Below are 12,655 nucleotides of genomic sequence, written 5' to 3'. Positions count from 1 at the left end.
ACGGGTGTGCGCAAAGCGCAGACACGGGTCTTGCGCGCCGCCGCGCGCGGCGCTAGTTTCCGCGCCCTGCCGACCGGGCTTCCAAGCCCCGGCAGGGCGCATTGCGTGCCGCCTTAGCTCAGTTGGTTAGAGCGCTAGATTGTGGATCTAGAGGTCCCCTGTTCAATCCAGGGAGGCGGTACCATTTTCTCCAGATTTCTTGATCTCACGCAGGGCCTTGATCTCTGCTAGCTCAGCGCCTGTCTCAGCGCTTTGACCGCGTCCTCCCGTGAGCCGGAGACGTCGACGCGGGTCCAGTCTTCGGGCTCTGCTTCCTTCAATTGCATGTCGAGCACGTCCACGCTGGCGTCGGATGCATCCCCGCGACGCGCTGCGACGCGGGCGCGCAGCACGTCTGTCGGCGCCTCCAGCCAGAGCGTTTTCACCACGCCGTCAAAATCCTGGGTGATGTCGGCCAGATTCGCCTCTGACTTTTCCGACAGGAAGGTCGCATCCAGGATGCAGGCATAGCCTGCGGCGAGGCAGGCGCGGGCCTGAGCCGCCAGCTCTGCATACACGCGGGCTGAGGCTTCAGGGGTGTAGGCGCTGGGCGGCAAGGGGTCTTCCGGCGCCTGTCCGGCCATGACCTTGCGGATGACGTCGCTGCGCAAGATGATCGCGCCGGGGCGCTTGCCCAGCGTTGGCGCGATGGCGCTGGCGAGGGTGGATTTGCCGGTGCCCGAGCGGCCGCCCAGAGCGATCAGCAGGGGCGCCGGCGCAGGGGCGAGACTTTTCAGCGCCAGATCAAGATAGGCGTCGGCCTCTGCCTGTTGACCGGACAGACCGTTCGCCATGGCGCGCACGGCGGCGCGCAGCGACAGATACAGATCAAACAGCGGCAGGCCGTCATAATCTCGGCTCCGGGCGAGATAGCGATTGAGCAAAGCGTTCGCCGCCCAGCCCGCCTTGAAATGCAGGAAATCCATGACCGGGAAGGCGGCGTCGTAGAGCACGTCAATCGTGCTCAGCGCATCGTCAAATTCCAACGCGTCATAACCGACGAGCCGGTCCCGCCAGACACAGATATTCTTCAGATGAAGATCGGCGTGAACCTGACGCACCTTGCCGTGTCGCGCCCGGTCTTCGCACAACGCATGATGCGCCTTCAGCGCTGAGTGCGCCAGCTCGCGCCAGCGCGCGCTCCTGTCCCTGTCGTGTTGATCCGTCTCCACTTTTTGCAGATCGCCGCCGATTTGATCAATCAGGCCTGAGACGGTTTCCGAGGCGCCGGTCTGGGCGCTCTGCGGCGCGCGCTCATGATTTGCAGCCAGATCGTCGGCGAAGCGCTCGACCTGCGCCCGTGTCAGCCTGCCGGCCTCCAGACGCTTGTCGAGTCGGTCTTCATCCGCGAACCGGTGCATCCGCACAAGCCAGTCCACGGGAGTGTCGCCGGGCCTGTCGCCGCCGATCTGAAATCCATCTGGCGTTTTCCAGACCGGTGCGACGTCCAGATACAGCGATCGCGCCCAATCGGTATTGGCGGCCAGCTCCCGCTCACAATATCTGCGGCGCTGGTCGGGCGTGGAATAATCCACAAAGTCGAATGTGAGGGCGCGTTTGAGCTTCAGGACAATCTGCGGGCCCATAAACACGTGCGACAAATGCGTGTCGATGCGCTGGGGCGTTTCGCCATCATGCGCCTCTGACGTGCTCAGATAGGCGACAAGCTCAGCCTGTTCCGGGGCGATGGGGCGAGACCCTGCAGGCTCAGTCATGAGAGGCGACTCCGGCCGATCTGGTCGCGGGAGAGGTGACGATAGGCGCTCCTGCCGTCCGCTGTCATCCGCCTCTCACCTGTTAAATTCCCCGGAGCCGAGAAAATGTGATTGCTAACGCACTGCATAAAAAGCTGAAAGCCAATTGGTCCACAGCTTCCGCCCAAATCGTTAACGCGGGGTCTTGCGAGTTTGGCGAATTGCGACACCATTATTTCTTCACGCGAATCCCTAAGCTCGAAGAGGCGGATATGGGACGGTTGAGTTCAGGCGGGACGACACAGTTTGTCATTATCGAGAGTGATCCGATTTATTCGGAGTCAGAACTCGACCGGATTTGCGCGCGCCATGAGATCGCGCCAACGCATCGCAGCGCGCTGAAGCGGGTGCTGGAAGAGGCGGGGCAGGTCTATCTCGACCAGATGCAGCTCAATGGCCGTCCGACCCAAACCATCCGACTGCGTCAGGATTTGCGCAAGGGCCTGTGCCTTCTGACCGAGCTGATCGAGCTGGTGCCTGATCTAAGAGAACCGGGGCAGACCGGGGCTGATTCCGCGCATGCGGCGGCCTTGCGTGAAGGGGACCGGCAGGTCAAGGCCGCAGCGACCAGCAGTCTCGCCTTGCTGGCGGATGCGCCTTCCACCTTGTCCTATCTGCGCGATGTGTACGAACTGGCGCTGGAAAGCGCAGCTCGCGGCGCTCGCGGCGCGTCAGAGCGCGCCCGGACACTTGATCGTTGGCGCAGCCCGATCATCGAGTTCTACACCCTGACGCTGGGGCGGACCTGGATGGATACCGGAACCGAGCATGACGGCGAGCGGTTTGTCCGTGATTGCCTGTCCGTGCTTGAAGAGGGCGCCTCCAGTGAAGAGCTCGACGTCGCCGCCGCAGAGGCGACGGGCTGACCTTGAGCCGCTTTCTGAGACGGCGGCCGCTCTATCGGCTTTCACCCTCTGACTGAGCGGCGCGCTCTTCGATCAGCCGCCGGGCCATCTGTGCGTCATCCACCTCTTCGATGGTCTGGATGCGGCATCGCCCGCCATCGGGAACCACCAGATATTCAAGCCGGGCATTACAGATGCGGGCCGTGTCGGCAAAGCTGAGGCCGATCTGCATGCCGTGTTCCAGCCCGTAACAGGATCGACGGGTCGTCACGAGATAATGGCGGTTCGCGCCGCCGCTCAGCAGCAAATGCTGGTCATCCAGCGTGCTGTAGCCGTTGATATTGACCAGGCGCACGCAGGTTGAACCCTCGGAGGCCTGAGGCGTGGATGCAGCTTGCGCCAGCGCGGCGTCGGACAGCAAACTGGTTGTCAGCAGGGCGGCGCCCAGCACGGTTGCAGCAAGTCCCATGGCTATGCCTTTCGTCTCAGATTACATCACTGGGGCCGATATTCGTTTCGTCCCGTGGATGCGCCCGCCCCATGTCAGCTCGCAGTCTAACCCAAAACCTGGCCGAACACATCGTTATCGTGGGCGGTGGCGCGATCGGACTGGCGAGCGCCTGGGCGCTTTGCGACAAAGGCGTGCGCGTTACGGTTCTTGAAGCCGGCAAAGCGGGCGAGGGCGCGCTCTGGGCGTCCGGGGGGATGCTGGCGGCGGGGTTTGAAGCCTGTTTCGAGCTGGACCCCGGTCACCCGCTGGCGGAGACCTACGCCCTTTTTCTCAGCCGGTCTTTGCGTTTGTGGCGCGACTGGGCGCCGGCGCTGCAGGCTTTGAGCGGGCCGGCGTTGGGCTATGACCTTCAGGGCTCGGTCACTCCGGCTTTCACGCGCGCCGACGAGGAGCGGCTTGATCTGGCCGAGACGCTGGCCAAGCGGTTCGACGTGCAGGCGACGCGGGTCAGCGGCGATGAGCTCGCTGACCTTGAACCCGCCTTGGCGAAGTCGCGTGGCGCCTTGATTTTTTCACATGACGGGCAACTCGATAACCGCGCCTTGGGCGGTGTCTTGTCCGACGCTGTTCGAAGCCGGGGCGGCGAGGTTGTCGAGCACTGCCGGGTGGCGGCGCTCGACCGGGTCGCCGGGCAGGTGCGGGGCGTTGTTTTGGAGACGGGTGAGCGCTTGGCCGCAGACGCCGTGATCCTGGCGACCGGAGCGGAGCGCTTCGCTGATATGCCAGCCTTCGCGCAGATGACGCCGGTCAAAGGCCAGATGATCCGCTTTGACGCCACCGACCTGCAGCCGCCCTCACGCGTGGTGCGCGGCTTGTCGATCTATCTGGCGGCCAAGTCGGGCGGGCGGCTGATCGCCGGCGCCAGCTCTGAACCGGGGGAATGGGCGCTGGAGACGGATCCTGACACATTGGAGCGTCTGAAATCTGCGGCGTGCGCGGCGATGCCGACGCTGGCCGGGCGCCCGGTGGTGGAGAGCTGGGCCGGACTGCGACCCTCTTCGTCTGACGCCATGCCGATTGTGGGCGAGGTGGAACCCGGGCTGTACCTGGCGCTGGGCGCATACCGGAACGGGGTTCTGACGGCGCCGGGCATGGCGGCGTTGCTGCTGCAGGCGTTAGGGGCGCAGCCACGCACAAACTTGGCCAGCGCGTTCTCGCCTGCGCGGCTCGGGCTGAAGGCTTAACGAATGTTTACCACATGGCTGTCAGTCTGGATCGGTAACGATTCGCGGTGTCAGTCATGTCCGATCCAATCAGCAATTCAGGCGCAAATGCGCTGTCTCCCTCGAGCCTGATCGCTCGAGCGGCGCAAAGCACGGGCGCGGACTTTGACTTTCTTATGCGCACGGCGGCGCGCGAGAGCAATTTTGACGCCAGTGCGCGCGCGACCACCTCCAGCGCGGCGGGCATGTTCCAGTTCATCGAGCAGACCTGGTTCGCCATGGTGTCGCGATACGGCGCCGAGCACGGCCTGGGGGATGCGGCGGCGTCCATTGAGCAAAACACGGACGGGCGGTTTCGCGTGTCTGACCCGGCCCAGCGTGAGGCGGTGCTCAATCTACGCCTTGATCCGCAAGCTGCGTCCGTCATGGCGGGCGAGCTGGCGGCGGAGAATGCGAGCCGCATCGAGAGCGCCATCGGGCGCAAACCCACCAGCGGTGAGCTGTATGCGGCCCATTTTCTGGGCGCGGGCGGGGCGGTGCGGCTGATCGAGGGGGTTGAAGCCAACCCCAATCAGCGCGCGGATCAGTTGTTTCCCAACGCCGCTGCGGCCAACCGGCCTGTGTTTTATGACAACGGGCGTCCGCTCAAGGCCAGCGAACTCATGGAGAAGCTGACCGGAGAGGCTGTGACCCTGACCCGTGAAGTGGCCTCTGTGACGGACGCCTCTTCGCCTGTGACGGCGATGGCGGCGTCCTGGGCGCGCTATGCGCAAGGCGCTTACGGATCGGCCCGAGTGGGCGACGGCGTGTTGACCCCGGCAGTGGTGGAACTGCTTGCATCTCTTCGCGCTCCAGAGCGCTCGTCTTCCGAAAGATAAATCGGCGATAATTCGCGCAACAGGTCATTAACTTCTTGTTGAGACCCTAGGGGCGCGAACAGACCAAGTATGAGGCTCGTATTGCCATGACTGTTCAGACCCTTCGTGCCCGCCTGACCCGCGATGATATCCAGCGCTTGTCAGACGCCACCGATGCAGAAGGCCGCGCGCTGGCTGCGCGCAAATTCTGCGCCCGCTTTGCGTCCGTGGACCTGAGCGACGACGAACGCAAGATCGGATCGGAAGTCGTCCGGCTTCTCGCCGATGATGCCGCCGAGCTGGTCCGCCGCTCGCTATCGGTCACCTTGCAGCGTTCCTCGCACCTGCCGCCAGACGTGGCGCGCAAACTGGCGCGCGACATCGACTCTATCGCCATGCCCGTGATCGCCGGCTCTCCGGTTCTCAGCGACGAGGACCTGGTGGAGATCGTGCGCACATCGCCATCGCGACGGCAGGCGGCGGTCGCCGCCCGATCAGACGTGTCCGAGATCGTGGTTCATGAAATTGTGGAAGTGGGCGACCGCGAAGCGGTCAAAATCCTCGCTTCTAACAATGGCGCCCGGTTCGACGCCCGCGGCTATGCGTCTGCGCTCAACCGGTTTGACGGGGATGCGGACGTTCTGGACCAGTTCGTGCTGCGCAGCTCCCTGCCGGTCACGATCACTGAAAAGCTGATCGCGCATATTTCTGACAGCGCGATGCAGACCTTGGTGAACCGCCATGCCTTGCCGGCCCAACTGGCCGTCGAGCTTGCGGAGGGCGCGCGCGAGCGCGCGACAGTGGATCTTGTCGAGCAAGCGGGTCTGTCAGACGAACCGCGCCGGTTCGTTCAGCAATTGCAATTGAACGGGCGTCTGACGCCGTCCTTGATTCTGCGCTCGCTCTTCCGCGGTCATATGAGCTTTTTTGAGCATTGTATGGCTGAGATGGGCGGCGTCACACACGAAAAAGCGTGGCTGTTGGTCCATGATGCGGGATCGCTGGGGCTTGAGACGCTGTTCAAGCGCGCCGGCATGCCCGAGCGTATCCTGCCGGTGGCGCGCTCGGCTGTATCAGCTTGGCATTCGCTGGAGATCGGCCCGAATGGAACGCCAGACATCATCCGGTTCCGACGCCTCCTGGCCGAACGTATCCTGACCCAGTTCCAGGGCGTGCCTCAGGCTGAGCTGGATTACATTCTAGACCGTCTCGACGCCGATGAGGCGGAGCTGGGCCAGATGCGCCTGTCCGCCGCCAGCTAAGCGCTGACAGGCAAGACGTCTTGTTCAATTGAAAGAAGTCGCGAGGTCGGCGGGGATTAATCCGCGCCGACCAATGCGATGACTTGCGTTTCCAGCTCTTCAGCGAGCTGACGGCCCACCGGATCATCTTCAGAGCGGATATTCTGGATCAGCGCGGCGCGGATCGAGCTGGCATGAGCGCGAACCAGAGCCAGAGGCGCGATCGACCGGCGCTCCTTGGTCTCGATCAGTTTGGCGAGCGAGCCTGAAATGCGCGAGATGATCGGGAATTCATAAGTGGAGCCCAGGCCGCGCAGATCATGGGCGGAGGTGAACAGCATTTCGCCGCTCTCGCCCAGAAGGCCGTCCTGGCTGACAGAATCGATCAGGGCTTCCATTTTGGTGACTTCTTCAGCCAGCCAGTCCTGGAATTGGTGCTTGATCTGCCCCAGAGCCATTTCAGCGCGTTCGATGGCCGCCTGGTCCGCTGGAGGAAGTTTCCCGCCAACCTTGGCCTTGAGCATGTTCGGCGGATTGATGATCTCAACCGACTTATCTGGTTTTGCCATGCTTAGAAGGCTCCGCTTCCCATGTGTTCGTCTTGATCTCTACGCACCACGACGTTCTTCATCCGCGTGCGAGTCTACCTTACGGCGTCGGTCAGGTCCAAAAAAGCTGTCAGAATCCACAAACCGCCGCGGTTTTTTGAATATCGCGGAAATGTGTTGGTAAATGCTTTCCGGGCTGAATGGTTTGACCATAAATTCTGTCACGCCGGCGTCACGGGCGAGTTTCACGCGTTCAACTTCCGCATAACAGGTGAGCATGATGATCGGCAGCGTGGGGCAGGGGCTTTTGCGCGGATCGCGCACCCAGCGCACCAATGCGATGCCGTCCACGGGTTCCATCTTCCAGTCACAGATCAGCAAATCCACATGCTCGTGCTGCAAGATGTCCATGGCCGCGCGCACATCGCCGGCTTCGTAAATCCGCGGAGCGCCCATGGCGGCGTTGTCATCAACAATCGCCACCGTCATGCGGTCCAGTGCGAGATAGACGTCCTGCGGTTTCAATCCGGGCTCCCTGCCAGTGTAGGGTTTTGGTAGCAGCCAGACTTTAATGCCCGGTAAGCCACGAGGTTAGGTGGCGAATTGCTCGAGCAGAATACGCTCGTCCAGCGCACGCCCCTTATCAAACAGCATTGTCAGGGTGTGGCCCGGCGCCTGACAGATGGTGACGGTCTCAGCATCCCGGAACTCCTTGTTGTCGGCAACGACGGCGACCGGACGCTTGCGGGGTTCCAAGACGTCAAAGCGAACCATGGAGGACTGGCGTAACAGCGCACCGCGCCAGCGCCTGGGGCGGAAAGCGCTGATCGGCGTCAACGCCAGCAAGGTCGCGTCCAGCGGCAGGATTGGCCCGTGCGCGGAGAAGTTATAGGCCGTCGACCCTGCAGGCGTCGCCACCAGCACACCGTCCGCCGCGAGCTCTTCCAGGCGGGTCTTGCCATCAATGCTGACACGGATTTTTGCGGTCTGTCGGGTCTCGCGCAGCAAGGAGACCTCATTGATGGCGAGCGCTTCAAAGGTTTGCCCGCGAGTGTCCCGGACAATGGCGCGCAGGGGGTGAATTTCGGCGCGTTCGGCCTGTTCCAGGCGGGCGATGAGATCCTCGACGCACGGCTCGTTCATCAAGAAGCCGACGGAGCCGAAATTCATGCCGAATACAGGGATCTTGCGGCCCATGACGGAATGCAGCGCGTCGAGCATCACGCCGTCGCCCCCCAAAGCGATCAGCACATCTGCGTCCAGCAGATCGCTTTCACCATAGCGTTCGACAAGTTCGGCCTTGGCCGCTTGGGCGTCGTCACGATCAGAGACGTGGTAGGCCAGGCGCATAACGGCTCCTGTCTGCTCGCCGTGAAGGCGCTGCGGGAAAAGAGAGAGGCTTAGTGGATTGAACCGTCTGCGCTCATCCGGTGCAAGGCCTGACGTGCGGTGTCTCGGGAGTATTGCTGATACAATTCCCCGACAGCCTTTTTGGCGGCGTCCACAGGCAAGGGATGCGCGCGGCCCTGGTCGCACAAGGCCTCAAAGAACAGATGGGCGTGATCGATATTCATCGCCATGGCGCGCGCCGCCAGTATCGAGACGCGAACCGGGGAGCGGCGCAGCGCTTGTCGCCAGTCCGCAGGCTCCAGACCGGTCAAGCGCGCTACGGCGTGGTCTGAAATATCGGCGCGACCGTTCTGGGTGGCGCGCAAGACGTCTTCGGCGTTCAGCGCTTCAACTTCGTGCAGTTCCTCGCTGAGGCTTGCGCCGAGATCATCAAGGCTGTCCTCATCATTGTCTGCGCCGCAACCGTTGAGATGGATCAGGGCTTCGGGGCAGACCTCTTCCAGCAGGGCGCTGACCGCTTCCCCGGCCGCCTCATAGAGCGCTTGCGCGAATTCAAGCTCGAGCGAGCCTCGTTGAGACAAGGCGTTCTGCAGCATGGCGTCAGCCATGATGATGTCGGCGGTTTGCTCGGCGCAGAGTGCGCTCAGTTGGGCGCCGAGATTGACAAAGAGCTGCGCCAGACAGTCAGGTTCGCGAAAACCGCTCAGCCGCTCCGCCAGGGTTTTGCTGATGGACCGGCGCTTGGCCAACGCCAGTCTCTGTTCCGCACCCAAGGCCGTCAGCGCCAACAAATCCTGCTCTTTCAGGCACAGTGAATGCGACAGAACGGGGGCTGAAACTTCATAGGCGTCAAAGGCCAGAACCCGCACCGCTTCCAGCGGCGCCCAGTCGCATTGTGAGAGTTTCAGCGCCGCTTGAATGCGCACGCGCGCCTCGGCAGCTTGTAAAAAGCCCGTGAGGTGAGCATCGATCTCATCCAGGACCGGTTCAGGCAAAGGCCGAAGCGTGCAAAGATCGGTCAAGGCGAGCGCCTTGCGTCCCGCCTTGTCAGGCGGAAGCGCAGATGCGGTCACGGGGTCTGAGGTCGAACGCAGCATTTGCCCCTCATGCTAAATCGGCCTGACCGAACGAATCATCAGCCTCAAATTGACTGAATCTTGGTTAGTGAATCATTATCAACGGCGGAGATTAAGATGGCTAAAGACATGAATGCAGTCGCCTTTAGTGCTCTGAGAGACCGCTATAACGCTGTTCGGTCGCGGACAGAGGCCCTCGCTGCGGAATTTTCTGCAGAAGACTTGTGTGTCCAGACCATGCCGGATGTCTCGCCCGGCAAATGGCACCTCGCCCATGTGACCTGGTTCTGGGAGACGTTTCTGCTGTCAGAGGCGCTACCGGGCTATCAGCCTTTTGATCGGCGATTCAACTATCTGTTCAATTCTTATTATGAAGCGATTGGCGAACGCCATGCGCGCCCGGAGCGGGGCTTTCTGACCCGGCCAGGTCTTGAAGAGGTTCTGGCCTATCGCGCCCATGTGGATCGCGCTGTAAATGACTGGTTTGATCAGGCGAGCGCTGAAGCGATCGACACCTGCCGCACGGTGATCGAGACAGGCTTCGCGCATGAAGAACAGCATCAGGAACTCTTCCTCACAGACATCAAGCATGTGCTGTCACGCAACAGCTTTCCCGAGGCCGCCTATGCCCGGACGCTGGACACTGCGCCGGATCTGATCGCCACGCGCCCGGACCCGGTCTGGCTGACCTTTGAGGGCGGGCTCGCGGAGTTCGGGCATGAAGGAGACGCCTTCGCTTTTGACAATGAAGGCCCGCGGCACAAGGCGTGGCTGGATCCCTTCGCCTTGGCGAGCCGTCCGGTCAGCAATGCCGAGTATCTCGCCTTCATAGAGGATGAGGGCTATGGAAGGCCGGAATTTTGGCTCTCGGAGGGCTGGGCGCGGATGCAGGATGAAGGGCGCACTCAGCCCTTTTACTGGCGCCGTTGGGACGGTCGATGGACAGAATTCACCCTGCACGGCGAGCAGGCCTTGCACCCTGACGCGCCCGTCAGCCATCTCGACTACTTCGAGGCGAGCGCTTTCGCCAGCTGGGCCGGCGCCCGTCTGCCTGAAGAGCGCGAATGGGAACAGGCTGCGCAAGGGCTTGCCGTTCAGACAGGGCGGTGGGCGAGCGCTGACGGCTTGCTTCACCCCCAGCCGCAGACATCCGCCACAGATCTGCGAGCCATGTTCGGCGAAGTCTGGGAATGGACCCGGTCCGCCTATAGCGCTTATCCCGGTTTTGCGCCTGCAGCAGGCGCCATCGGCGAGTACAATGGAAAATTCATGTGCGGCCAGTTCGTCTTGAGAGGCGGTTCATGCCTGACGGCGCCCGACCATGCGCGGACCACCTATCGCAATTTCTTCCCGCCTGACGCCCAGTGGCAAATGACCGGGTTGCGCCTTGCGAAAGACCTTTAGTCGCGCCTGACCTTGCCCGCCGGGCATGGGCAGAGCCGGAAAAATGCGGTAAACAGTGTTCACACAACCGCCAAAGAGCGGGTGAGCGCACAATCGCCTGTCAGAGGGAGGAGAGCCTTATGGACGACGCCAGCCAAATCTCGGTGAAAGACCAGGTCAGCGAAGACGAGTGGAAAGCGCGGTGCGACCTCGCGGCGCTCTACCGTCTGGCGCGGATGCACAAATGGGATGATCTGTTTTTCACTCATATCTCCATGCGCGTTCCCGGCCCCGACGAGCATTTCCTGATCAACCCGTTCGGCCTTCTGTTTGAAGACGTGACGGCGTCCAATCTGGTCAAGGTCGATATCGAGGGCAATGTCCTGCCGCCGTCACGCTATGGCATCAATCCGGCGGGCTTCACCATTCACTCCGCGATCCACCATGCGCGTCCGGATGTGAAGGTCGCCATGCACCTTCACACCGACCAGGGCGTTGCGGTCGCGGCGCAAAAACGCGGCCTGCTGCCGATTTCCCAGCTGGCGATGAATGTGATGAAGGACGTGACCTATCACGACTATGAAGGCATCGCCCTGGATGCGGACGAGAAAGAACGTCTGGTCGCCGATCTGGGCACGAACAACCTGATGATCTTGCGCAATCACGGCACGTTGACGGTCGGGGACCACCCGTTCAATTGCTATCTGCGCATGTATCTTCTGGAGCGCGCCTGTTCGATCCAGACCCTCGCTCAGGGCGCAGGCGCAGAGCTGATCGAGTGGGATGACGCCATGCAGACCCGGGTCTTCAAGCAAGGCGAGGAAGGGGTCACCAATGAGCTCTTCCTGGAGATCGCCTGGCACGCCCTTCGTGGCCGAGTGGACCGGGAATGCCCGGGATATGATGTGTAGATTTCCCGTTTGAGGGGAATTTTCTGGACAAGTCGCCGCGCCTGAGTTTGGCTCCCTTCAAGGGGGCTAGGCGATGGGCGGCGATGGCCGGGCGAAGCGATCCATACTAGTGGCCGCGCTGTGGTTGTGCGGGGGCGTCCTCACTTTATGGGCGCTGACCTCCGCGCCCGCTTCAGCCGGCGCCTGGACACGTCCTGCCGGCAGCGGGCTGACGATCACCACCGCCAGTCATCATGCCTTCGCCCTCAGCAATCCCGATGCGGCGTTCTCAAAGATTGAAACGGCGATTTACGCCGAATACGGGCTGACGGACCGCCTGACTCTGGTCGGGCGCGTGGCGCGGGAAACGCGGTTTCGCCGTTCAGTGCGCCAGGTCAGCAAAGCGGGCTCCGTCTACACCCTGACGCTCAACACCGTCAGTCAGGGATGGGGCGAGATGGAGGCGGGGCTGCGCCTGAGCGCTTTTCAGCATCGCGGTTGGGTTCTGAGCACTCAAGTCAGCGCCACCCGATCGCCAACCGACCTTGAAAACGGTCTGCGCGCTCGCCCGGTCTGGGGATCGGACGCCCGCATTCTGCTGGGACGGAGCCTTGGCGGGCGCATGTTTGCGGACGCCCAACTGGCTTATCGCAACCGCTTCGTTGACGGCGGCGCCGAGCAACGCATGGATCTCACCTTCGGCGTTCGTCCTGCGGAGCGATGGTTGGTGATGGCGCAGACGTATTCCGCCTGGGGAGGGCGCAGCGGCGGCTCGAGTTATGAAAGTCACCGGCTTCACATATCTGTGACCGCACCGGTCGCAGACCGGCTTTCCTTACAGTTTGGCGCGACTAATTCCTTGTATAACGACGGAATAGCTCCCGAACGCGCGTATATGCTTGCGCTTTGGCGTGAGTTTTAAATTCATTTCAGCGTGCGAATTTTGTTTTTTGTATTAAACGGCGCATATCGAGCGCACAGAGACTTTCAGGAGACGA

General features: G+C 62.1%; 13 protein-coding genes and 1 tRNA gene. 8 read left to right on the top strand and 6 right to left on the bottom strand.

The genetic code is table 11. The features are described from left to right. Positions 1-107 precede the first annotated feature (107 nt). Positions 108-184 (top strand) — tRNA-His (locus ACTIGF_RS00640). Between the two features lie 43 nt (positions 185-227). Here ACTIGF_RS00640 and ACTIGF_RS00635 read toward each other — a convergent pair. After that, positions 228-1,754, bottom strand: coding sequence for an AAA family ATPase (locus tag ACTIGF_RS00635; protein WP_439635030.1), 1,527 nt, complete (start codon positions 1,752-1,754; stop codon positions 228-230). A gap of 251 nt (positions 1,755-2,005) precedes the next feature. Between ACTIGF_RS00635 and ACTIGF_RS00630 the strand changes: the two genes are divergently transcribed. Next, entirely contained in the window at positions 2,006-2,659 is a 654-nt protein-coding gene (locus ACTIGF_RS00630) for a hypothetical protein (protein WP_439635029.1), read from the top strand. Positions 2,660-2,690: 31 nt separating this feature from the next. Here the strand turns inward: ACTIGF_RS00630 and ACTIGF_RS00625 are convergent, their stop codons facing one another. Beyond that, entirely contained in the window at positions 2,691-3,107 is a 417-nt protein-coding gene (locus ACTIGF_RS00625) for a DUF6491 family protein (protein WP_439635028.1), read from the bottom strand. Positions 3,108-3,178: 71 nt separating this feature from the next. Between ACTIGF_RS00625 and ACTIGF_RS00620 the strand changes: the two genes are divergently transcribed. The 3 genes from ACTIGF_RS00620 to ACTIGF_RS00610 all read left to right on the top strand — a co-directional run bounded on the left by ACTIGF_RS00620 (position 3,179) and on the right by ACTIGF_RS00610 (position 6,431). Continuing rightward, complete coding sequence (locus ACTIGF_RS00620) at positions 3,179-4,333, top strand: NAD(P)/FAD-dependent oxidoreductase (protein ID WP_439635027.1); 1,155 nt, start codon at positions 3,179-3,181, stop codon at positions 4,331-4,333. A 56-nt stretch (positions 4,334-4,389) separates the two neighbouring features. Beyond that, positions 4,390-5,190, top strand: a complete 801-nt coding sequence (locus ACTIGF_RS00615) for a hypothetical protein (RefSeq protein WP_439635026.1) — start codon at positions 4,390-4,392, stop codon at positions 5,188-5,190. A gap of 86 nt (positions 5,191-5,276) precedes the next feature. Next, positions 5,277-6,431 (top strand): DUF2336 domain-containing protein, encoded by a 1,155-nt coding sequence (locus ACTIGF_RS00610; protein WP_439635025.1) that lies wholly within the window; start codon positions 5,277-5,279, stop codon positions 6,429-6,431. 56 nt (positions 6,432-6,487) lie between these two features. Here the strand turns inward: ACTIGF_RS00610 and ACTIGF_RS00605 are convergent, their stop codons facing one another. From ACTIGF_RS00605 to ACTIGF_RS00590, 4 genes are all read right to left on the bottom strand, one after another. Further along, on the bottom strand, positions 6,488-6,979 hold the full coding sequence (locus ACTIGF_RS00605; protein ID WP_375548828.1) for an Hpt domain-containing protein: 492 nt from the start codon (positions 6,977-6,979) through the stop codon (positions 6,488-6,490). A gap of 39 nt (positions 6,980-7,018) precedes the next feature. Then, the gene (locus ACTIGF_RS00600) at positions 7,019-7,483 is read right to left on the bottom strand and encodes a response regulator (RefSeq protein ID WP_439635024.1); all 465 of its coding nucleotides are present in this window, start codon (positions 7,481-7,483) and stop codon (positions 7,019-7,021) included. Positions 7,484-7,549: 66 nt separating this feature from the next. Continuing rightward, the gene (locus ACTIGF_RS00595) at positions 7,550-8,308 is read right to left on the bottom strand and encodes an NAD kinase (protein WP_439635023.1); all 759 of its coding nucleotides are present in this window, start codon (positions 8,306-8,308) and stop codon (positions 7,550-7,552) included. Positions 8,309-8,358: 50 nt separating this feature from the next. Continuing rightward, positions 8,359-9,405, bottom strand: a complete 1,047-nt coding sequence (locus tag ACTIGF_RS00590) for a DUF2336 domain-containing protein (RefSeq protein WP_439635022.1) — start codon at positions 9,403-9,405, stop codon at positions 8,359-8,361. Between the two features lie 96 nt (positions 9,406-9,501). Between ACTIGF_RS00590 and egtB the strand changes: the two genes are divergently transcribed. The 3 genes from egtB to ACTIGF_RS00575 all read left to right on the top strand — a co-directional run bounded on the left by egtB (position 9,502) and on the right by ACTIGF_RS00575 (position 12,579). Continuing rightward, complete coding sequence (egtB, locus tag ACTIGF_RS00585) at positions 9,502-10,788, top strand: ergothioneine biosynthesis protein EgtB (protein ID WP_439635021.1); 1,287 nt, start codon at positions 9,502-9,504, stop codon at positions 10,786-10,788. A 119-nt stretch (positions 10,789-10,907) separates the two neighbouring features. Next, a complete protein-coding gene (locus tag ACTIGF_RS00580; RefSeq protein WP_375548833.1) occupies positions 10,908-11,678 on the top strand; it encodes a class II aldolase/adducin family protein in 771 nt (256 codons plus the stop codon). Between the two features lie 73 nt (positions 11,679-11,751). Continuing rightward, positions 11,752-12,579 carry a hypothetical protein gene (locus ACTIGF_RS00575; RefSeq protein ID WP_439635020.1) on the top strand — a complete coding sequence of 276 codons (828 nt, stop codon included), beginning with the start codon at positions 11,752-11,754 and terminating at the stop codon, positions 12,577-12,579. Positions 12,580-12,655 lie beyond the last annotated feature (76 nt).

The organism is Oceanicaulis sp., from assembly GCF_051859625.1.
Taxonomy (GTDB): domain Bacteria; phylum Pseudomonadota; class Alphaproteobacteria; order Caulobacterales; family Maricaulaceae; genus Oceanicaulis.
Note: the sequence above shows the minus strand (reverse complement) of the source record. Positions and strands in the feature narration are given on the sequence as shown.

What these genes read in the sequence shown, in the direction of transcription:
- egtB (WP_439635021.1), top strand. Translation starts at nt 9,502, where the DNA reads ATGGCTAAAGACATGAATGCAGTCGCCTTTAGTGCTCTGAGAGACCGC.
- ACTIGF_RS00605 (WP_375548828.1), bottom strand. Translation starts at nt 6,979, where the DNA reads ATGGCAAAACCAGATAAGTCGGTTGAGATCATCAATCCGCCGAACATG.
- ACTIGF_RS00620 (WP_439635027.1), top strand. Translation starts at nt 3,179, where the DNA reads ATGTCAGCTCGCAGTCTAACCCAAAACCTGGCCGAACACATCGTTATC.
- ACTIGF_RS00590 (WP_439635022.1), bottom strand. Translation starts at nt 9,405, where the DNA reads ATGCTGCGTTCGACCTCAGACCCCGTGACCGCATCTGCGCTTCCGCCT.
- ACTIGF_RS00575 (WP_439635020.1), top strand. Translation starts at nt 11,752, where the DNA reads ATGGGCGGCGATGGCCGGGCGAAGCGATCCATACTAGTGGCCGCGCTG.
- ACTIGF_RS00610 (WP_439635025.1), top strand. Translation starts at nt 5,277, where the DNA reads ATGACTGTTCAGACCCTTCGTGCCCGCCTGACCCGCGATGATATCCAG.
- ACTIGF_RS00580 (WP_375548833.1), top strand. Translation starts at nt 10,908, where the DNA reads ATGGACGACGCCAGCCAAATCTCGGTGAAAGACCAGGTCAGCGAAGAC.
- ACTIGF_RS00615 (WP_439635026.1), top strand. Translation starts at nt 4,390, where the DNA reads ATGTCCGATCCAATCAGCAATTCAGGCGCAAATGCGCTGTCTCCCTCG.
- ACTIGF_RS00595 (WP_439635023.1), bottom strand. Translation starts at nt 8,308, where the DNA reads ATGCGCCTGGCCTACCACGTCTCTGATCGTGACGACGCCCAAGCGGCC.
- ACTIGF_RS00635 (WP_439635030.1), bottom strand. Translation starts at nt 1,754, where the DNA reads ATGACTGAGCCTGCAGGGTCTCGCCCCATCGCCCCGGAACAGGCTGAG.
- ACTIGF_RS00625 (WP_439635028.1), bottom strand. Translation starts at nt 3,107, where the DNA reads ATGGGACTTGCTGCAACCGTGCTGGGCGCCGCCCTGCTGACAACCAGT.
- ACTIGF_RS00630 (WP_439635029.1), top strand. Translation starts at nt 2,006, where the DNA reads ATGGGACGGTTGAGTTCAGGCGGGACGACACAGTTTGTCATTATCGAG.